The 19,349-nt window shown below is 66.6% G+C and carries 21 protein-coding genes; 15 read left to right on the top strand and 6 right to left on the bottom strand.

Annotated elements, in window-relative coordinates; genetic code table 11:
* Position 1: 1 nt before the first annotated feature.
* Positions 2–481, top strand: a complete 480-nt coding sequence (gene rpsI / locus EJ105_RS23710) for a 30S ribosomal protein S9 (RefSeq protein WP_250168265.1) — start codon at positions 2–4, stop codon at positions 479–481.
* Between the two features lie 87 nt (positions 482–568).
* Here rpsI and EJ105_RS23715 read toward each other — a convergent pair whose 3' ends face one another.
* On the bottom strand, positions 569–919 hold the full coding sequence (locus EJ105_RS23715) for a cupin domain-containing protein (protein ID WP_250168266.1): 351 nt from the start codon (positions 917–919) through the stop codon (positions 569–571).
* A 190-nt stretch (positions 920–1,109) separates the two neighbouring features.
* Positions 1,110–1,433: a hypothetical protein gene (locus EJ105_RS23720; RefSeq protein ID WP_155982306.1), complete on the bottom strand. Its 324-nt coding sequence runs from the start codon at positions 1,431–1,433 to the stop codon at positions 1,110–1,112.
* Positions 1,434–1,616: 183 nt separating this feature from the next.
* Between EJ105_RS23720 and EJ105_RS23725 the strand changes: the two genes are divergently transcribed.
* Positions 1,617–2,414 (top strand): hypothetical protein, encoded by a 798-nt coding sequence (locus EJ105_RS23725; RefSeq protein WP_024279110.1) that lies wholly within the window; start codon positions 1,617–1,619, stop codon positions 2,412–2,414.
* Positions 2,415–2,516: 102 nt separating this feature from the next.
* Here EJ105_RS23725 and EJ105_RS23730 read toward each other — a convergent pair whose 3' ends face one another.
* On the bottom strand, positions 2,517–2,708 hold the full coding sequence (locus EJ105_RS23730) for a hypothetical protein (RefSeq protein WP_024279109.1): 192 nt from the start codon (positions 2,706–2,708) through the stop codon (positions 2,517–2,519).
* A gap of 243 nt (positions 2,709–2,951) precedes the next feature.
* On the opposite strand from EJ105_RS23730, the gene EJ105_RS23735 reads away from it, so the two are divergent.
* Positions 2,952–4,094 (top strand): AI-2E family transporter, encoded by a 1,143-nt coding sequence (locus EJ105_RS23735; protein ID WP_250168267.1) that lies wholly within the window; start codon positions 2,952–2,954, stop codon positions 4,092–4,094.
* A 72-nt stretch (positions 4,095–4,166) separates the two neighbouring features.
* The gene (locus tag EJ105_RS23740) at positions 4,167–5,654 is read left to right on the top strand and encodes a sensor domain-containing diguanylate cyclase (RefSeq protein WP_250168268.1); all 1,488 of its coding nucleotides are present in this window, start codon (positions 4,167–4,169) and stop codon (positions 5,652–5,654) included.
* Between the two features lie 15 nt (positions 5,655–5,669).
* On the opposite strand, the gene EJ105_RS23745 is transcribed toward EJ105_RS23740, so the two are convergent.
* Both EJ105_RS23745 and parC read right to left on the bottom strand, forming a co-directional pair.
* A complete protein-coding gene (locus EJ105_RS23745) occupies positions 5,670–7,466 on the bottom strand; it encodes a chloride channel protein (RefSeq protein WP_250168269.1) in 1,797 nt (598 codons plus the stop codon).
* A gap of 3 nt (positions 7,467–7,469) precedes the next feature.
* A complete protein-coding gene (gene parC / locus EJ105_RS23750; protein ID WP_250168270.1) occupies positions 7,470–9,707 on the bottom strand; it encodes a DNA topoisomerase IV subunit A in 2,238 nt (745 codons plus the stop codon).
* 293 nt (positions 9,708–10,000) lie between these two features.
* Here parC and EJ105_RS23755 point away from each other — a divergent pair, with 293 nt between their 5' ends.
* Positions 10,001–10,252, top strand: a complete 252-nt coding sequence (locus EJ105_RS23755; protein ID WP_250168271.1) for a hypothetical protein — start codon at positions 10,001–10,003, stop codon at positions 10,250–10,252.
* Here the strand turns inward: EJ105_RS23755 and recO are convergent.
* Positions 10,240–10,971 carry a DNA repair protein RecO gene (recO, locus tag EJ105_RS23760; RefSeq protein WP_250168272.1) on the bottom strand — a complete coding sequence of 244 codons (732 nt, stop codon included), beginning with the start codon at positions 10,969–10,971 and terminating at the stop codon, positions 10,240–10,242. The two genes, EJ105_RS23755 and recO, sit on opposite strands and share 13 nt — an antisense overlap.
* A 125-nt stretch (positions 10,972–11,096) precedes the next feature.
* Here recO and EJ105_RS23765 point away from each other — a divergent pair, with 125 nt between their 5' ends.
* From EJ105_RS23765 to EJ105_RS23810, 10 genes are all read left to right on the top strand, one after another.
* The gene (locus tag EJ105_RS23765) at positions 11,097–11,411 is read left to right on the top strand and encodes an FtsB family cell division protein (RefSeq protein ID WP_024279103.1); all 315 of its coding nucleotides are present in this window, start codon (positions 11,097–11,099) and stop codon (positions 11,409–11,411) included.
* A gap of 155 nt (positions 11,412–11,566) precedes the next feature.
* Entirely contained in the window at positions 11,567–12,583 is a 1,017-nt protein-coding gene (pdhA, locus tag EJ105_RS23770; RefSeq protein ID WP_374253950.1) for a pyruvate dehydrogenase (acetyl-transferring) E1 component subunit alpha, read from the top strand.
* 10 nt (positions 12,584–12,593) lie between these two features.
* A complete protein-coding gene (locus EJ105_RS23775; protein WP_024279101.1) occupies positions 12,594–12,950 on the top strand; it encodes a hypothetical protein in 357 nt (118 codons plus the stop codon).
* Positions 12,951–12,955: 5 nt separating this feature from the next.
* Positions 12,956–14,338 carry a pyruvate dehydrogenase complex E1 component subunit beta gene (locus EJ105_RS23780; protein ID WP_250168273.1) on the top strand — a complete coding sequence of 461 codons (1,383 nt, stop codon included), beginning with the start codon at positions 12,956–12,958 and terminating at the stop codon, positions 14,336–14,338.
* Positions 14,335–15,042, top strand: a complete 708-nt coding sequence (locus tag EJ105_RS23785) for a methyltransferase (RefSeq protein WP_250168274.1) — start codon at positions 14,335–14,337, stop codon at positions 15,040–15,042. The genes EJ105_RS23780 and EJ105_RS23785 overlap by 4 nt, the downstream gene beginning before the upstream one ends.
* Before the next feature lie 30 nt (positions 15,043–15,072).
* A complete protein-coding gene (locus EJ105_RS23790) occupies positions 15,073–16,422 on the top strand; it encodes a pyruvate dehydrogenase complex dihydrolipoamide acetyltransferase (protein ID WP_250168275.1) in 1,350 nt (449 codons plus the stop codon).
* A gap of 147 nt (positions 16,423–16,569) precedes the next feature.
* Positions 16,570–16,806 (top strand): HP1242/YdcH family protein, encoded by a 237-nt coding sequence (locus EJ105_RS23795; RefSeq protein WP_024279097.1) that lies wholly within the window; start codon positions 16,570–16,572, stop codon positions 16,804–16,806.
* Between the two features lie 98 nt (positions 16,807–16,904).
* Positions 16,905–17,540, top strand: coding sequence for a nucleoside 2-deoxyribosyltransferase (locus EJ105_RS23800; RefSeq protein WP_250168276.1), 636 nt, complete (start codon positions 16,905–16,907; stop codon positions 17,538–17,540).
* Positions 17,533–18,948: a dihydrolipoyl dehydrogenase gene (lpdA, locus tag EJ105_RS23805; protein WP_024279095.1), complete on the top strand. Its 1,416-nt coding sequence runs from the start codon at positions 17,533–17,535 to the stop codon at positions 18,946–18,948. Before EJ105_RS23800 ends, lpdA begins: the two co-directional genes overlap by 8 nt.
* Positions 18,949–19,039: 91 nt before the next feature.
* Positions 19,040–19,318, top strand: coding sequence for a GlsB/YeaQ/YmgE family stress response membrane protein (locus EJ105_RS23810; protein ID WP_029558464.1), 279 nt, complete (start codon positions 19,040–19,042; stop codon positions 19,316–19,318).
* Positions 19,319–19,349 lie beyond the last annotated feature (31 nt).

The raw sequence follows: 19,349 nt of genomic DNA on the forward strand, positions 1-19,349 counted from the left end.
CATGGCCGAGGTTCTCCAGTCCCTCGACGCTCTCGGCGCAGTGACCGTCTCGGCCCAGCCCGAAGCCCCCGTTCATGTCCAGAAGCTGGACAAGTTCGGCCGCGCCTATGCCACCGGCAAGCGCAAGGACGCCGTGGCCCGCGTGTGGGTTCGCCCCGGCACCGGCAAGATCACCGTCAATGACCGGGACATCGAGGTGTACTTCGCCCGTCCCGTGCTGCGCCTGATGATCAACCAGCCGTTCCAGGTTGCCGCCCGCGAAGGCCAGTACGACGTGGTCGCCACCGTTTCCGGCGGCGGTCTGTCCGGCCAGGCCGGCGCGCTGCGTCACGGCCTCTCCAAGGCGCTCACCTATTACGAGCCCGAGCTGCGCAGCCCCCTCAAGAAGGGCGGCTTCCTGACCCGCGACAGCCGCGTGGTCGAGCGCAAGAAGTACGGCCGCGCCAAGGCCCGCCGTTCGTTCCAGTTCTCGAAGCGCTGATCGCTTCGGTTCACGGTTCGAGGATTTTCGAGAGCGGCGGGGCCAGTCCCCGCCGCTTTCTTTTTGGCTTCTCCGCTCCCCCGGCGTTCAGTCGAACCACTCGTCCTCCGGGTCGAAGGCGGGGATCGGGATGTTCAGGATGCGCATGCGGCCGATGGCGCGATGCCGGCAGCCCGGCTTGATGAAGATGGACGTGAGCGGCGAGACCGGCACGCGCTCGCCGTCGAGCTCCATCTCTCCTTCGCCTTCGAGGATCACGTAAATCTCGGTCATGTGCTTGTGGTAGTGCACCCGCGCATCCTCGGTGATGTCGGTGAGATGCACGGTCGCCAGCTTGTTGTCGTCCGTCGCGAACGCGCGGCGTGCGAAACCGCAGGGGCAGGGCACGGCCGGCATCTCATCGAGACGCGAGATCATGTAGTTGGGCCCGGCGGTCATGGGCGGCTCCCTGAAGCACATGCCGTGCGGCTCGACGTGCCGCCGGAAGCTGCCGATGCAGCCTTCTGCCTCAGGGATACGTGGCGCCGTCCCTCATCGTCAAACCCGGCGGCGGACGAGCCGCTCTGGCCCCGGAAACGCAAATGGCCGGGTTGAGGCCCGGCCATCGTCTCAAAAATCGCGATCCGTGTCAGAAGCTCGGCGTGTCGCCATCCAGCGGGCTCCACTGACCATTGTTGGTCGGGTCGCCGGGAGGGCCGGAGCCGTATCCGCCGGTCAGGTCGGGCGGGAACACGTAGTCTTCGTTGCGGTCGTCGCCGATCTTGACGTCCGGACGAATGGCGGGGCCGGGGCCGGGATCGAGATAATTGCCCTGGGGGATGACAGGCAGCTGGATGACGCGGGGCGTCACCACGATGCGCTGCTGGGAGCTCTGAGCCACCGCCTGGACGCCGGCCATGGCGATGAGCGCGAGCAATACGCCGCCCGCCAGCCCATTCGTCCCCAAGCTCATCTCTGCCATTGCAGCGCCCCGCATCGGCCGGACCCCAAAATCTCCCGGCTGCCGCCTTGAAGCATGTTCGAGGCGGCGTGTGAAGGGGCTCGATCGGCGCTCGTGGCGCGCAAGGTCCGGCACCCGGTCACATGGCGAAGGCGGGTGGACTCGGCTAGCGTCGCCGTATTGGGAGAGGCAGTGATGCAGACGATCAAATCCCTCAAACGGACGATCTTGGCTGGCGGCCTTGCGCTCGCGGCCGTGTTTTCCACCAGCCTTCTGTCGGCGCTGCCGGCAGCCGCGGTTCCGGCGCGGGTCATTCTCCTGCGGCACGGAGAGAAGGGCGGGCCGCTCCAGCTCTGCAGCGTCGGCCAGGAACGCGCCCGCGCCCTGGTGGATTATTACCTCGGCAAGGATGCCAAGAAGTCGCTCCTGCGGCCGGGAGAGGTGCCGACCGCGATCCTCGGCCTCTCGCTGCACACGCTGGAAACCATCTATCCGGTCGCCGATTCGTGGAAGCAGCCGGTCGTCTTCTATTCGGTGATGCCGGAGATGGTGGACGGTAAATTGATCATCCGCCAGGACAAGCTCGCGGAGCGCAACCGGCAGGCGGTGCACGACGTGTTCACCAAGCCCGAATGGGCAGGCGGCACGCTGATCATGGACTGGGAGCACGATCATATCGCCCGCCCACGCCTCGATATCGAGCTGACGCCGGCGCAGCGGGCGAAGGTGCAAGAGAAGCACCCGGGCAGGCCGGTGCCCACCAAGGCCACGACCCTCTTCGACCTCATGGACCTCGCCGGCATCAAGATGCCGGACGACTGGCCGGGCGACACCTACGACTATTTCTGGATCATCGATTTCGATCAGCAGACCGGGCTGCCCTCGGCCTTCACCATGATCAAGCAGGAGTTCGGCCCGCCGTATGAGAACCTGCCCCAGAACGATTGGGGCACGCCCGAGAACATTTCCGCGTCCGCCGGCTGCACCAAGTGAAGCCGGCGGATTGCATGCTCGAGCCCCGACAGGCTGTGTGAACCGCGACAGCCCTGTCGCCTTCGAGCCAAGCCGGCGTCGGCTTGTCGTCGTCGGCAGGTCCTACTTCTTGACCTTCCGCAGCATCATCTCGATCGCAGTGACGGATTCCGACACGTTGAGCCAGTTTTCCGCCTGCTCGTCGTTCTTGAATTCCCGGCCGAGATTGATGGGTTCATCGTGTCCTTCCACGTGAAGAAAACACGCCCACTTGCCGCTCGGCAGTTGCTCGACCGTAACCTTGTGGTCGGACATGCTGTGTCCTCGCCTTGTCCTTGTTGCTTCGGGGGCTACAGCCAGAACAGGCAGACCGTGGCCCTGAATCCACGATGCAATTGGCCTGCCATGCGGAAGAGGCAGGCGACTTGACGTAGCGTCCGTACCGCGACACCAAGGGCAAATGTCGGCTGGCTGCCATTGCAAGCCAGGCGCATAAGGGGTTCTCTCAGGGTAGGCTGGAGCGGGTCTGTGGCAGGGAGAGTCCATCTGGACAGGATCATGGAACGACCCCACGACAGGCGTCAGGACCGCCCCCCCGCCAGGGACGGCAGCGAAACGTTCGGGCCCGTCCTTCAGCTGGCGCTGAGGTTCGGCACGCTGGCATTATTGTTCGGCTGGTGCTTCACCATCGTCCAGCCGTTCCTGACCTCCATTCTGTGGGGGCTCATCATCGCCATCGCCTCCCACCCGCTGTTCCTCCGCCTGTGCGCGGCCCTCAAAGGCCGGACGGCGGCGGCCGCCACGCTTTTCGTCTTGCTTGCGCTGACCTTGCTGGTGCTGCCGGCGATGCTGCTGACCGACACCCTCGTGAACAGCCTGAAGCTTCTGGCCCACCACATGGCGGATGGCACGCTGCGCCTGCCACCGCCGCCGGAGGCTGTCCGCGGCTGGTTTCTCGTGGGCGATCCGCTCTACAGCTTCTGGATGCTCGCCTCGACCAACCTCGATCAGGCGATCAGTTCGATCGCCTCCGAACTCACCTGGGCCGGCAAATGGATGCTCGGGTCGGCAACCGGCGTGCTGCTCGGGATACTGGAATTCATCGTCGCCATCTTCGTGGCCGCGGTTCTGATGGCCAATGCGACCAGCGGCCAGCGCATTGCGGGCGATGTCGTCACCCGCCTCGCCGGCTCCGGGGGGCTGGGCTATGCCGACCTCGCGGTGCGCACCATTCGCAGCGTCAGCAAGGGCATCATCGGCGTCGCGCTGATCCAGTCGCTGCTGGCGGGGCTGGGCTTTCTCGCCGCCGATATTCCGGCCGCCGGGCTCCTCGCACTGCTCTGTCTCATCATTGCGATCGTGCAGTTGCCGCTGGCCATCGTTCTGGTGCCGGTGGCGATCTACGCCTTCACACTGCTTGATCCGGTGCCGGCGGTGATCTTCGCCGTCTGGTGCACGGGCGTGTCGCTCATAGAGCACGTCCTGCGTCCCATCATGCTGGGGCGCGGCGTGGACGTGCCGATGCTGGTGGTCTTCATCGGCGCGATCGGCGGGCTCCTGTCCTCCGGGGTGCTGGGCCTGTTCGTCGGCCCCGTGGTGCTGGCGCTGGGCTACACGCTCATCCTGCACTGGCTCGAGGCGGAGCCTGTCCGCTCCGCGGAGGTGGAGGAACGCCGCATCGACAGGCCGGCTGCGGAATAAAAGTCGCGAAATGGTGATTCTGGCTGATAACGTGACGGCTGGGATGGTATAGATGCGGCCCAGGTAAGGCTGATGGACAAGGTTCTCAAACACCTCTCCTCCGGCCGTCTGCTCCGGTTTGTCACGAGTGCACTCATCCTCGCCATCGTGGGGATGCAGTCCTTTGCTCTGTGGCGCTCCTACCAGGAAACTTGGCACGACGGCGAACGCTATACCGCGAACACAATCTCTGTGCTCGCGGGAGCGATCGAACGCGACTTCCTTCTGGTTGAATCCAGCCTGACCGGTCTCGCCGAGGCACTGCGCGAGCCGACGCTGATGGCGCTTCCTGCGGCGCTGCGGCAACGCGTCCTGTTTCGCCGTGCGGGCGATGCCAATGATTTCGGTGTCATGCTCGTGCTGGATGCGCAGGGCAATGTCCTGTTCGACGATTCCGAAGAGGACCTGAGCGGCATCAATTTCGCCGATCGGGACTACTTCCGTGTGCAGAGGGACAACCCGAACGCCGGCGTCTACGTCAGCCGGCCCTTCCTGTCCCGGCTCTCGAGCCCCGAGCGTGCCATTGGAATCAGCCGGCGGATAAATGGATCGGACGGGTCATTCGCGGGTGTCGTGGTGGCCTCTATTCGCCTCGTCTATTTCCAGCAGATGTTCGAGCGGGTGAAGCTGCCACCCGGCGGCATCGTCCGGCTGACCCGGACCGACGGCACCGTCGTCCTGCGCTACCCCTCTACCGATGGCCGGGGCAATGCGGGAGATGAGGTGACGCCCGACATCCTCCAGCGGCAGGCGTCAGCGATGCCGGACGACTGGAGGGTGGAAACATCACAGATCGATGGCCAGCGCAGGTTCCTGCGGACGGTGTTGGTCAAGGGGTATCCGCTCTCCGTGACCGTTGGCGTTTCAGCGCGCCAGCAGTTCGGCGGGTGGTATCTGCGAGCAGCCATCACTCTTGCGCTCACGCTCACGATATCGCTTCTGCTGGCGCTGACCGTCGCGGCGCTCTCCACCTCCCTGCGCCGCAGCCGGGAGATGGAGCGCCAGCTGGAGCGGATGGCCATTACGGACTCCCTCACCGGCCAGCCCAACCGACGGGCGCTCGACCTCACGCTGGAGGTGGAAATGCAGCGCTCCCGGCGTGAGCAGCGCGAGCTTGCTGTGTTGATGATCGATATCGACCACTTCAAGCGGGTGAACGACACGCACGGCCACGCCATGGGCGACGCCGTGCTCGCCGAGGTCGCTCACCGCGTCCAGCGTGCGGCGTGCCGGCCGGGGGATTTCGTCTGTCGCTATGGCGGGGAGGAATTTGTCGTCGTCCTGCCGGAGACGCCGTCGGCGGGGGCAGAACTGGTGGCTGAGCGCATTCGGGCGGGCGTCGCGGCCAACGCTATCGTGACCCATGGTTTGGCCATCGAAATCACGGTCAGTGTCGGTATCGCCGTCCAGAGGGCGGACGACGGGCCGGGGGAGTTGATCGCACGGAGCGATACCGCCCTCTATACGGCGAAGAGGGCCGGGCGAAACCGCGTGGCCCGGCTTGAGGCTTTTGCCGCCTGAGGCCGGTCTGGCGCGTCAGTCTTCCGCGCCGAGGCCCCGCCGTGCCCGCTCCAGCTCGGCGGCATAGCGCTTCAGGACGTGGGATTCGCCCAACAGCCCCAGGAGATGGCGGTTGTCGCGGTCGTCCACCACCGCGAGGTCTTCCGCCTTTGCGGCGTCGAAGGCGAGGGCGGCTTCCTTGACGTTCATGGCCGGGAGCAAGATGTGGTCGCGTTGGGTCGCCAACCCCGACACCGCCGTTTCGCCGGGCTCGAGACTGGCGTAGGCCTCGGACAGGCGGAGCAGCCCGCCATAGCCGCCGGCCGCGTCCACCAGCACGACGATGCGGGTCGAGCCCAGCGCGTAGCGGGCGCGCAGGGCGTCCAGGGTGCCATCCTGCGGGAAGGTGGGGAAGTCGGTGCGCATCATCTTCGCCACCGTCAGGTCGCGCATCCAGCCCACGTCCTGCGCACCGCGGATGGTCTCGCCGCGCAAATGCAGGCGCCAGGTGGAAAAGGAGTAGCCGAACGTTTCCCGCACGGTCAGGGAGGTAACGACCGCCGCCGCCATCACGAAACCGGAGAGGGAGATGTCCCGCGTCATCTCCAGCACGAGGAAGCTCATGGTGAGCGGCCCGCCGATGACGCCCACCGCCAGCGCGCCCATGCCGACCACTGCCGCCACTGACGGGTCGAGGTGGAAGCCCGGGAAGGCGACGGCCAGCAGCCCGCCATAGAGCTTGCCCATCAGAGCGCCGAGGAACAGCGAGGCGAAGAACAGGCCGCCGCGAAAGCCGGAGCCGATGGAGAGGGCGGAGGCGAGAATCTTCAGGCCGAACACGATGGCGACGGACGCCGTCACCGCGCTGCCCACCTGGGTATGGAGCGCGCCGTGGCCATCGGAGAGCACCTGCGGACTGTAGAGCGCCAGGGCGCCGATGCCTATGCCGGCCACCATGGGCCGCAGCGGCGCGGGAATGCGGCTCATGCCGAACAGCGTCTCCACCGTCGTCACGAGGCGCATGATGACGATGGCGACCGCCGCAGCGGCAAGGCCGAGGAACAGGATGGGCAGGATGTCCACCGGCCCGAGGTTCGGGTCGAGGGGCATGTGCAGCGGCTCCACATGCGCGCCGAGCAGCCGCGCTGTCATCACTGCCGAGACCGTTCCGGCGAGCACCGGAGCCGCCGCCGGGATGGAATAGGAGCCGATGACGATCTCGAAGCCGTAGAAGGCGCCCATCAGCGGCGCATCGAATGCCGCGCCGATGCCCGCGGCCGCGCCCGCGCCGACGAGGATGCGCAGGTCGTTGCGCCGCAGCTTGAAGGTCAATCCGAGCCGCGAGGCGATGCCCGAGCCGATCTGCGAATAACCGGCCTCCAGCCCCAGCGAGGCGCCGAAGCCGTTGGAGACCATTGTCTGGAGCGCGACGATGATGCTGTCGGTGAGCGACATGCGTCCGCCATGGAGAGCGTTCGCCTCGATGGGGTCGACAAACGGGTGCCGGCGCCAGCGCTTCAGCGCCAAAGCGATCACGCCCATCGCCGCGCCGCCCACGGCTGGGACGAGGATCAGCCAGGGCGAGGCGAGGGCAGGGGAGGAGGACAGGCGCTCGCCCGGTGCCAGCCAGTAGAGCACCTCGTGCATCCACTGGGTGGTGGCGCTCATGAGGCTGGCCGCAACCCCGGCCAGCACGCCCATGACGGCAGCGATGAGGACGAGCGAGGTTTCCCGCGCCCGAACGATGGATTGCGCCTGATCGACGAGGCGCCGGAGCGCCGCCCGTTCGGCGGGAGCCGGTGCGCGCCCGGTCTCGGGGGAGGGCGCGTCCATGCCTCAGCCGAACGTGTTGGTGCGGGGGAACCCCTTGGGCGGCAGACGGCCCGCCGAGGCGCGTTCGCCCTGCCATTCGATGAGATCGGTGACCGTCCACGTCCGCCCGGAGGTGTCCTCCCAGGTCAGGCCGGTGGCCATGGGGAACACCTTGAGGTCGGAGAGGCCGCCATCCTTGTAGCGCTGCAGGCGCACGCCGCGGCCGCGCGACATTTCGGGGATCTGGTTCAGCGGGAAGACCAGCATCTTGCGGTTCTCGCCGATCACCGCCACCCAGTCGCCATCGACGAAGCGCACCGCCAGCGCCGCGTCCGGCGGGTCGGTAACGAGCACCTGCTTGCCCTTGCGGGTATTGGCGAGGCAATCGTCCTCCGGCACCACGAAGCCGCGGCCCTGCTTCGACGCCACCAGAAGCTTGCGCCCGGCCTGATAGGCGAAGACGGAGACGATCTCTGCCTCCTGCTCCAGGTCGATCATCAGGCGCACCGGCTCGCCGTGGCCGCGCCCGCCGGGGAGCTTGGAGGCATCCAGCGTGTAGAACCGGCCGTTGGAGGCGAACACCATGACCTTGGAGGTGGTCTCCGCGAAGAAGGCGTGGCCGTGGCTGTCGTCGCCCTTGAACTGCAGGTTCGAGACGTCAGCCACATGGCCCTTCAGCGCGCGGATCCAGCCCTTGGCGGAGACGACGACGGTGATCGGCTCGCGCTCCACCAGCGCCTCGGTGAAGGCGTCCTCGTGCACGGTCGGCGCGGCAGCAAAGGTGGTGCGGCGCCGGCCCAGCTCGGTCTCGGGACCGTAGGTCTTGCGGGTCTCGCGGATTTCCTTGGAAATCGCCTTCCACTGGGCCGTCTCGGAGGCGACGAGGCGGTTGAGCCCGTCCTGCTCCTTGGAAAGGGCGTCGTGCTCCTTGCGGATCTCCATCTCTTCCAGGCGGCGCAAGGAACGCAGCCGCATGTTGAGGATGGCTTCCGCCTGAACGTCCGTCAGCTCGAAGGTCTGCATCAGCGAGACCTTCGGCTCGTCCTCCTCGCGGATGATGCGGATCACTTCGTCGAGGTTGAGATAGGCGATGAGGTAGCCGCCCAGCACCTCAAGCCGATGGGCGATCTGGTCGAGCCGGTAGCGCGAGCGGCGCAGCAGCACGTCGCGGCGGTGGTCCAGCCACTCGCGCAGCGCTTCGGCCAGCGACAGCACCTTGGGGATCTGGCCTTTGACCAGCACGTTCATGTTGAGCGGAATGCGCGCCTCAAGCTCGGTGAGCTTGAAGAGGCTCTCCATGAGCACCTCGGCATCCACGGTGCGGGTGCGAGGCTCCAGCACCAGGCGGATGTCCTCGGCGCTCTCGTCGCGAACGTCGGCAAGCAGCGGCAGCTTCTTGTCGGTGAGCAACTCGGCGATCTTCTCCACGAGGCGGGACTTTGCCACGCCGTAGGGGATCTCCGTCACCACCACCACATAGCCACCCCGGCCGGTGTCCTCCTTCTCCCAGCGCGCGCGGACGCGGAACGAGCCGCGGCCGGTTGCATAGGCCTCCGCCACGCCGACCGGGTCCTCCACCAGCACGCCGCCGGTGGGGAAGTCCGGGCCGGGCACGAACTTCAGGATGTCGTAGGCAAGCGCGTCCGGATGGTCGATGAGGTGGAGCGCGGCATCCAGCAACTCCGCCGCATTGTGGGGCGGGATTGATGTCGCCATACCGACCGCGATGCCCTGCGAGCCGTTCGCCAGCAGGTTCGGGAAGGCGGCGGGCAGAACGGCCGGCTCTTCCTCCGACCCGTCATAGGTCGGGCGGAAATCCACCGCATCCTCGTCGATGCCATCCAGCAGCAGCCGGGCGGTCTCGGTGAGGCGGGCCTCGGTGTATCGCATGGCGGCGGCGTTATCGCCGTCCACATTGCCGAAATTGCCCTGGCCATCCACCAGCGGATACCGCTGGGCGAAGTCCTGGGCGAGGCGCACCAGCGCGTCATAGACCGACTGGTCGCCGTGCGGGTGGAACTTGCCGATGACGTCGCCGACCACGCGGGCGGACTTCTTGAAGCCCTGCCCGGGATCGAGCCGCAACTGTCGCATGGCGTGGAGGATTCGCCGGTGGACAGGCTTCAGTCCGTCGCGCGCGTCGGGCAGCGCGCGGTGCATGATGGTCGAGAGGGCGTACGCGAGGTAGCGCTCTTCCAGCGCCTCCTTCAGCGTAACTTTCTCGATGTTCCCGTCGCCGGGCGGAAGTGTGCGGGTGGCCATGCCCCGCAGTACCTCGCGCGCAGGCGCGCGACAAGCCCGCGCCACCGGCCCGGCCACGTCCGGTCCCCTGCGATCCGCAGCCGCGCAAGCCGCGATCTCGCCGCAAGACTGAATGGATCGTCAAGTCTGGGGCGTGCCGTTGCGTAATACGGCATGCATGTACCGGAGAAGGCCATAATCTGCGGCAAAGCACACGCTTAAGATGTCACTCCCGGAACAAAATCCCGCCCCTGCGACGTTTCAGCATCGATCCGCGAGCGTTTCTCTACGTTCGCGTCAAGAGGAGAAGGTCCATGAAGATTGCAACTCTTGCGGCGGGGGGAGTCGTTGCGTTGGCGCTTCTTGGTACGGCCCCTTCTGCATCGGCCGTATCACTTGCCGGTAGCGCGGGAAGTTTTGCCGGCGCCGCCCATGAACAGGCGAAGGTCGAGGATGTGCGCTGGGTGCGGCGCTGCTGGCAGGTGCGCCGCTGGTGGAACGGCCGCCCCCATTGGGTGACGCGCTGCCGCAACGTCTGGGTCGCGCCCCGTTACTACCGCTGGTGATCGGCGCTTCGCCGCCACGATGCCAGGAACGCCGCGCGGGCTTCGGAAAAGCCGAGCCCGCGCGGCTCCAAAGCCCGCACCAGCAGGAAATGGCCGGTGATCGCCAGCGCCGATTCTACATCCTCGCTGGCGGGTGGTGTGCCGGTCCGGAGAAAGGGCGGCAGGGGAAAGAGGCGATCCTTGTAGGGTGCCCCGGCTTCTCGGCACACCGCCCGCCCGCTCTTCGGCGAGACATAGATGAGATCTTCGCGCTGGCCGGTTGCCGCGCACGTCTCCAATTCCAATCCGAATCCCAGCTCCGACAGCATGGCCAGCTCGAACCGCGCCACCAGCATACCGGCCGTGTCTGCCTCGCTGAACGCATCGAGAATGGCCCCGAGGGTAAGGAACAGCTCCTCGTGGGGATCTCTCTCCGGCAGCAGGTGGAGCAACTGGGCCATGTGGGTGAACCCGAAGGCGGCGTGGGGCGCCTCCATCAGCATGCCGGCGCGGACGACCGAGGCCTCCAGAGCGTAGTTGCCCATGTGCTCGTCGAGCCGGGCACGCCATGTGGCGCTGACCGAATTGCCGGGTTGGAGGACGGGGGCAAGCCGGCGCGATCCACCACCCCGCACCATGCCGAGATGACGGCCGCGATGGCGCGTCAGCAACTCGACGATGGCATTGCCTTCGCCGTGCCGCCTGACCCCAAGCACGATGCCCTCGTCCGTCCACTCCAACGATGTCCGCTCCCGTGTGGCGTTTCCTTCCCCCAGTTGAGGCGCGGACGGCTCCGGGCGCAACTCCGGCGCTCCGGCACGCCAGCCTTAACAGGGCGGAAACCTAAAAACGGCAGGATGCGCCCATGCAAAGCCGCTCGCGCCTCCAGACCATCCTTGCGACGCTCGCTCTCCACGTGGGGGCTGCGGCGCTTATCGGATACTTCGCCTATCATGCCTATATCGGCGACCACGGGCTCCTCGCGCGTCGCAACTACGAGCAGGAGACCAAGGCACTCGAATCCGAGCTCGCCGGCCTCAAGGCGCAGCGGCAGGCGATGGAGAACAAGGTGTCCCTTCTCGCCCCCAGCCAGCTCGATCCGGACCTGCTGGACGAGGAGGCGCGGCGGCAGTTGAATTTCATAAATACGAAAGATCTTGTGCTGCTTCGCACCAAATGAACTATAAAATGGTTCATGAGGCATTTGAACCATATTCAAGTTCAACCCTTGATCCATAAGAGTTTGCAACGTGTTGCGTTGCAGCATCGAAAATTTCCCGCTTTCAGGCGGCTCAGCTGTGCGTTAGAGAGGCGCAGTTCCAGAGCTTCCTGAGGATGCCGATGGCCGCCAAGAAGACTTCCCCCCGGACCGCCGTGCCGTCCGGCCCGGTACCCTTCACCAAGGATCAGGACCTCGAAGCCTATCGCGAGATGCTGCTCATCCGCCGCTTCGAGGAGAAGGCCGGCCAGATGTACGGCATGGGCCTCATCGGCGGCTTCTGCCACCTCTATATCGGCCAGGAAGCAGTCGTCGTCGGCATGCAGATGGCGATGAAACCGGGCGATCAGGTCATCACCGGCTACCGTGACCACGGCCACATGCTGTCCACCGGCATGGATGCCAGGGGCGTCATGGCCGAGCTGACCGGCCGCCGCGGCGGCCTGTCCAAGGGCAAGGGCGGCTCGATGCACATGTTCAGCATCGAGAAGCAGTTCTTCGGTGGCCACGGCATCGTCGGCGCGCAGGTCTCGCTGGGTACCGGCCTCGCCTTCGCCGACCGCTACCGGGAGAACGGCAACGTCTCCGTCACCTATTTCGGCGACGGCGCGGCCAACCAGGGCCAGGTCTACGAGAGCTTCAACATGGCCGAGCTGTGGAAGCTGCCGGTCGTGTACGTGATCGAGAACAACAAGTACGCCATGGGCACCGCGGTCTCCCGCGCCTCCGCCCAGCAGGACTTCTCCAAGCGCGGCACCTCCTTCAACATCCCCGGCGAGCAGGTGGATGGCATGGACGTGCAGGCGGTGAAGGCCGCCGGCGAACGGGCCCTCGCCTTCGCCCGTGAGGGCAACGGCCCCTACATCCTCGAGATGCAGACCTACCGCTATCGCGGCCACTCCATGTCGGACCCGGCAAAGTACCGGTCCAAGGAGGAGGTGCAGAAGATGCGGACCGAGCACGATCCCATCGAGCAGGTGAGGACCCGTCTCCTCGACGGCCACAAGGTGACCGAAGACGATCTCAAGAAGATCGATGCCGACGTCCGCGAGATCGTCAACGCGGCTGCCGACTTCGCCAGCAGCGATCCGGAGCCCGATGTCGCCGAGCTCTACACGGACATCCTGCGCTGAGGCCCGGCTCGTGGCCGAACTCTTCCATGTGATCGCCGGAGCGGCGCTGCTGGCCGCCATCGGCGCCTGGGTCGTCGCCGTGCGCGGCGGCCGCTCCGCCCTTGCCGCCGAGCGGGCGGCGGGGCGCCCCGTCGGCACCGGGAGCTACCTTCTGCTGGCGCTCTGGCCCTTCGCCGTCGGCCGCTCCGGCGCCGCCGAGGATGCGGACCGGGTGCGCTCCGGCAAGGCGGCCATCGCCTTCTTCGTTTCCGTGACCATCGCGATCGCGGCCATCTCCGCCTACACCAACCTCACCTTCAAGCGCGATCACGCGGCCCCGGCCGGCGCCACGCCGTCCGTCCCCGCTCCCGCGCCGAGCAAGAGCTGACAGCCATGGCCATCGAAGTCCTCATGCCGGCCCTGTCTCCCACCATGGAGAAGGGCAACCTTACCAAGTGGGTGAAAAAGGAAGGTGACACGGTCAAGTCCGGCGACGTGCTCGCCGAGATCGAGACCGACAAGGCCACCATGGAGGTGGAGGCCGTCGACGAGGGCATCCTCGGCAAGATCCTGGTGCCGGAAGGCGCGCAGGACGTGGCGGTGAATACGCCCATCGCCACCATCCTGGCCGAAGGCGAGGATGCGAGCGCCGCCCCCGCTCCCGCCGCCAAGGCCGCCGAGAGCGCGCCGTCCCCGGCCGCAGCTGCCGCTCCCGTCACTCCGGCGCCCTCCGCCGTCGCGGCTCCGCCGCAGGTAACTGTACAGCCCGATCCGGAAGTGCCGGCCGGCACCGAGTTCGTCACCCAGACGGTCCGCGAGGCCCTGCGTGATGCCATGGCCGAGGAGATGCGCCGCGACGGCGACGTCTTCGTCATGGGCGAGGAAGTGGCCGAGTATCAGGGTGCCTACAAGATTACCCAGGGCCTGCTGCAGGAATTCGGCGCCCGCCGCGTGATCGATACTCCGATCACCGAGCACGGCTTTGCTGGTGTCGGCGTCGGCGCGGCCATGGCGGGACTGAAGCCCATCGTGGAGTTCATGACCTTCAACTTCGCCATGCAGGCGATAGACCAGATCATCAACTCCGCCGCCAAGACGCTCTACATGTCCGGCGGTCAGGTCCACTGCTCCATCGTCTTCCGCGGCCCCAACGGCGCCGCTGCCCGCGTCGCCGCCCAGCACAGCCAGGATTACACCGCCTGGTACTCCAACGTGCCCGGCCTGAAGGTCATCGCGCCCTATTCCGCCGCCGATGCCAAGGGCCTGCTGAAGGCCGCCATCCGCGACCCCAACCCCATCATATTCCTCGAGAACGAGATCCTTTACGGCCACTCGTTCGAGGTGCCGAAGCTCGACGATTACGTCCTGCCCATCGGCAAGGCGCGGATCGCACGGTCGGGCAAGGATGTGACGATCGTCTCCTTCTCCATCGGCATGACCTATGCCCTCAAGGCGGCAGAGGAACTGGCGAAGCAGGGCATCGACGCCGAGGTCATCGACCTGCGCACCATCCGTCCCATGGACGTGGATGCCATCGTCGCCTCGGTGAAGAAGACCGGCCGCTGCGTCACGGTGGAAGAGGGCTGGCCGCAGTCCGGAATCGGCGCCGAGATCGCCGCCCAGCTCATGGACAAGGCCTTTGATTTCCTTGACGCTCCGGTCCTGCGCGTCACCGGCAAGGACGTCCCGATGCCGTATGCCGCGAACCTCGAAAAGCTGGCGCTGCCGTCGGTTGCGGAGGTGATCGAGGCGGTCAAGGCGGTGACCTACAAATGACCGCCGGAAAGAGGTCGGAGACCGCTCCGACCACCTATTACGACCTCGATCACGTGGCGCGCCACGTGCAGCAGGGACAGCACCGCGAAGTCATCGGCGGCCTCTGGGAAGAGGTCGGCCGGCTGCAGCGGGATTTCCTTGTGAAGCAGGGACTTAAGCCGCACCACCGGCTGGTGGACATCGGCTGCGGCAGCCTGCGCGGCGGGGTCAAGTTCGTCGCTTATCTCGATGCCGACCGGTATTACGGGATCGACCTCAGCGGCGACCTGCTGGAGGCCGGATACGCCCAGGAGATCGTCCCGGCCGGGCTCGATGCCAAGCTGCCGCGCGACCACCTGAGTGTGTCTGACAGCTTCGATATCGGTGGGTTCGGTGTGGAGTTTGACATGGGTATTGCCCAGTCAGTCTTCAGTCACCTGCCGATGCCGTATCTGGTCGACTGCCTCGCCCGGATCGCCCCCCATTTCGTGCCCGGAGGTATCTTCTTCGTGACCTGCTTCCTCGTGCCCGACGGCAAGTTCGGGCAGCAGGTGAAGCAGGGCAAGGGTGGGGTGGTGACGTTCCCGGACAAGGACCCGTACCACTATACCCAGGCACAGCTTTCCACGGCGCTCGCCGGCGATCCCAATTGGGAGATGAAGATCATCGGCGACTGGTCCCATCCCCGCCAGCAGCAGATGCTCGCCTTCGTCCGGCGTCGCTGAGGGTTTTTGTCTTTTCGAAAGGCCAAGAAGATGCCCATCGAAATCCTGATGCCGGCCCTGTCTCCCACCATGGAGAAGGGCAACCTCGCCAAGTGGCTCAAGAAGGAAGGCGACACGGTCAAGTCCGGCGACGTGCTGGCCGAGATCGAGACCGACAAGGCCACCATGGAAGTCGAGTCCATCGACGAGGGTGTGCTTGCCAAGATCCTGGTGCCGGAAGGCTCGCAGGACGTGCCGGTGAACCAGCTCATCGCCATCCTCGCCGGCGAGGGTGAGGACGTGGCGACCGCTGCCGCCGGCAAGGGCGCTGCCGCCCCGGCCCCCGCTCCTGCTGCTACTCCTGCCGCGAGCCCGGCTCCTGCGGCCGCGCCCGCTCCCGCCCCTGCGGCGGCTGCGTCTGCTCCGGCGTCGAACGGGCAGGGCGGTCGTGTGTTCGCCTCGCCGCTCGCCCGCCGGATCGCCAAGGACAAGGGCATCGACCTCGGCAGCCTGTCGGGCTCCGGCCCGCATGGCCGCATCGTCGCCCGCGACCTGGAAGCCGCCCAGCCCGGCGCGAAGCCGGCCGCGGCGCCTGCACCGGCTGCGGCGGCCCCTGCGGCTGCGGCTCCCGCGCCCAAGGCGACGGCTGCTCTCAGCGGTCCCACGGCGGATCAGGTGAAGGCCATGTTCGAGGCCGGCACCTACGAGGAAGTGCAGCTCGACGGCATGCGCAAGACCATCGCGCGTCGTCTGGTGGAGAGCGAGCAGCTCACCCCGCACTTCTACCTGACGGTGGATTGCGACCTCGACGACCTCATGGCCCTGCGCGAGCAGGTCAATGCCAATGCGTCGAAGGACAAGGACGGCAAGCCGTCCTACCGCGTCTCGGTCAACGACTTCATCATCAAGGCGCTGGCGCTCGCGCTCCAGAAGGTGCCGGCGGCCAACGCCGTGTGGGCCGAAGACCGCATCCTGCGCATGAAGCACTCGGACGTGGGCGTTGCGGTCGCCATCGATGGCGGCCTTTATGCCCCCATCGTGAAGAAGGCGGAGCAGAAGACCCTCTCCACCATCTCCAACGAGATGCGCGACCTCGCCGCGCGTGCCCGCACCAAGAAGCTGAAGCCGGAGGAATATTCCGGCGGCTCCACCTCCGTGTCGAACCTCGGCATGATGGGGATGCGCAACTTCACCGCCATCATCAACGCGCCGCAGTCCTCCATCCTCGCGGTGGGTGCCTCGGAGCAGCGGGCCGTGGTGAAGGGCGGCGAGGTGAAGGTCGTCACCCAGATGACCGTCACCATGACCTGCGATCACCGGGTGATGGACGGCGCGCTTGGCGCCGAACTCCTCAGCGCGTTCAAGGGCTTCATCGAGAAGCCCATGGCGATGCTGGTCTGAGGTCGCAGCTGACGCGACTTCGCCGGCGCGAGGCCTGCGCCTCCGCCGGCCGGACCGGGCTGCGGCAGATCAAATCCTGCCGCAGCGGAGCAGTGTAGCTGCGGGGCAGCGGCGCCTGGTGCCGTTCGACCCCAGAAAGGAACAACAATGAGCCACACGCCCCACGAGCTCGCCGCCGACTTCCCGGAATATGCCGAGAAGATCCAGGCGCTGAAGCTCTCCGACGCTCATTTCGCCAAGCTCCACGAGGCCTATCACGAGGTGAACCGTCAGGTGCACCGGGCCGAGACCGACGTGGAGCCCACCGGCGACGAGGAGATGGAAGCCATGCGCCGCGAGCGCATGCGCCTCAAGGATGAGCTTTTCGCCATCCTGACCAAGTGAGGGGCTGAGGGGGCAGGGTTCCCGCCCCGGTGCAGCCTGACCCCTCTCCCGCTCGCGGGGGAGGGATCGAACGGGGAACGGAAGGACAAGCTCACCCGATGAAGCTCTATCTCGCCGGCCCGGAGGTGTTCCTCGACGATGCGCGCGAGATCGGCCGGCGCAAGGTGGAGTTGTGTGCCCGCCACGGGTTCACGGGCCTGTTTCCCCTCGATGGCGAGATCGCCCTCGATGCGGCGGGCGGGATTTCCGCCACCGCGATCTTCTCCGCCAATGTGAGCATGATGCGGACCGCCGATGCGGTGCTCGCCAACCTCACGCCCTTTCGCGGCATCAGTGCCGATCCCGGCACCGCCTTCGAGGTGGGTTTCGCCTTCGCCCTCGGCAAGCCGGTGGCGGCCTATTCCAATCATCCCGGCGAGCTGAAGCACCGCGCCCGCGCCACCATCGGCGCCGCGCCGGAGGGGCCGGACAGCCTGATGGCGGATGGCCTCCATGTGGAGGACTTCGGCCATTTCGACAATCTCATGCTGGCCGAAGCGCTCCATGCCTCCTGCCTGCCGGTGATCCAGGCCGAAGCCCCGGCCGAGGATCCTTTCCGCGACCTTTCCCTGTTCGAGGAGGCGCTTTTGCGCCTCGCCGAAGCCCACGCCGGCGGCCGCCTCGGGACGCCCCGATCCCCATCACGACCAGAGCCCGCCGCAACAGCGCGCGGCGAGGAGACCTTCCATGGCTGATACCTACGACATCATCGTCATCGGCGGCGGGCCGGGCGGCTATGTGGCCGCCATCCGCGCCGCGCAGCTCGGCTTCAAGACAGCGGTGGTGGAGAAGAGCCACCTCGGCGGCATCTGTCTGAACTGGGGCTGCATCCCCACCAAGGCGCTGCTGCGCTCCGCCGAGATCTACCACTACATGGAGCACGCCAAGGACTACGGCCTCTCCGCCGAGAAGATCGGCTTCGATGCGGCCGCCGTGGTGAAACGCTCGCGCGGCGTCTCCTCCCAGCTCGCCACCGGCGTCGGCTTCCTGCTCAACAAGAACAAGGTGGACGTGATCTGGGGCAAGGCCACCTTCACCGCCCCCGGCAAGCTCAAGGTCGAGGCCAGCCCGAACCCGCCCAAGAACGCCAAGGGCGGCGGCGACTACACCGCCAAGCACATCATCGTCGCCACCGGCGCCCGCCCGCGCGCGCTGCCCGGCCTTGAGCCCGACAAGAAGCTGATCTGGACCTATTTCGAGGCCATGGTGCCCGAGAAGATGCCCAAGAGCCTGCTGGTGATGGGCTCCGGCGCCATCGGCATCGAGTTCGCTTCCTTCTACCGCACTATGGGCGTGGACGTGACCGTGGTGGAGGTGCTGCCGCAGATCCTCCCCGTCGAGGACGAGGAAATCGCCGCCATCGCCCGCAAGCGCTTCGAGAAGCTGGGCATGAAGATCATGTCCGGCGCCAAGGTCACGGGCGTGACCAAGCACGCCGACAGCCTCACCGCCCATGTGGAGGATTCCAAGGGCGCTAAGCACGACATCACCGTGGACCGGATGATCTCGGCCGTGGGCGTGGTGGGCAATGTGGAGGGCCTCGGACTGGAGGCCATCGGCGTGAAGATCGAGCGCGGCATCATCGTGGCGGACGGCTATGGCCGCACCAGCGTGCCCGGCGTCTACGCCATCGGCGACATCGCCGGCCCGCCCATGCTGGCGCACAAGGCCGAGCATGAGGGCGTGATCTGCGTCGAGACCATCAAGGGCCTCCACACCCACCCTATGGACAAGCTGAAGATCCCCGGCTGCACCTATTGCACGCCGCAGATCGCCTCCGTGGGCCTCACCGAGAAGAAGGCCAAGGAGGCCGGTCGCGAGATCAAGGTCGGCCGCTTCCCCTTCATCGGCAACGGCAAGGCCATCGCGCTCGGCGAGCCGGACGGCCTCGTGAAGACCATCTTCGACGCCAAGACCGGCGAACTGCTGGGCGCCCACATGGTGGGCGCGGAAGTGACCGAGCTGATCCAGGGCTTCGTCATCGCCATGAATCTCGAGACCACCGAGGAAGACCTCATCCACGCAGTGTTCCCGCACCCCACCCTGTCCGAGATGATGCACGAGAGCGTCATGGCGGCCTACGGGCGCGCGATCCACGTGTGAGGGCAGCAGCGGTACCGCTCGCCACGCGGAGCTGTTGGCGGCATGATCCAGACGCGCCCGCGCTTCTGCGGACGTGTCCAAGGGGGCCATCATGGACCAGCAGACCTACGCGTTCCTGAGCCAGCCGGGTGTCGGCTTCTTCTCGCTCATCATCATCGGCATCATTGCCGGCTGGGTGGCGGAGCGGGTGACGGCCAGCAATCACGGCCTGCTGACGAACCTCCTCGTCGGCGTGGCCGGCGCCTTCATCGGCGACAAGCTGGCCGGCGTGCTCAACGTGCCGGTGCACGGCTTCTTCCGCACGCTGATTGCCGCCATCGGCGGCGCCATCATCCTGCTGTGGGTGTGGCGGGCGATCAGGTCGCGCTGACGAACGGCCCACGCCGGGGTATGCCGGCCCT

Source organism: Xanthobacter aminoxidans (assembly GCF_023571765.1).
GTDB classification, from domain to species: domain Bacteria; phylum Pseudomonadota; class Alphaproteobacteria; order Rhizobiales; family Xanthobacteraceae; genus Xanthobacter; species Xanthobacter aminoxidans.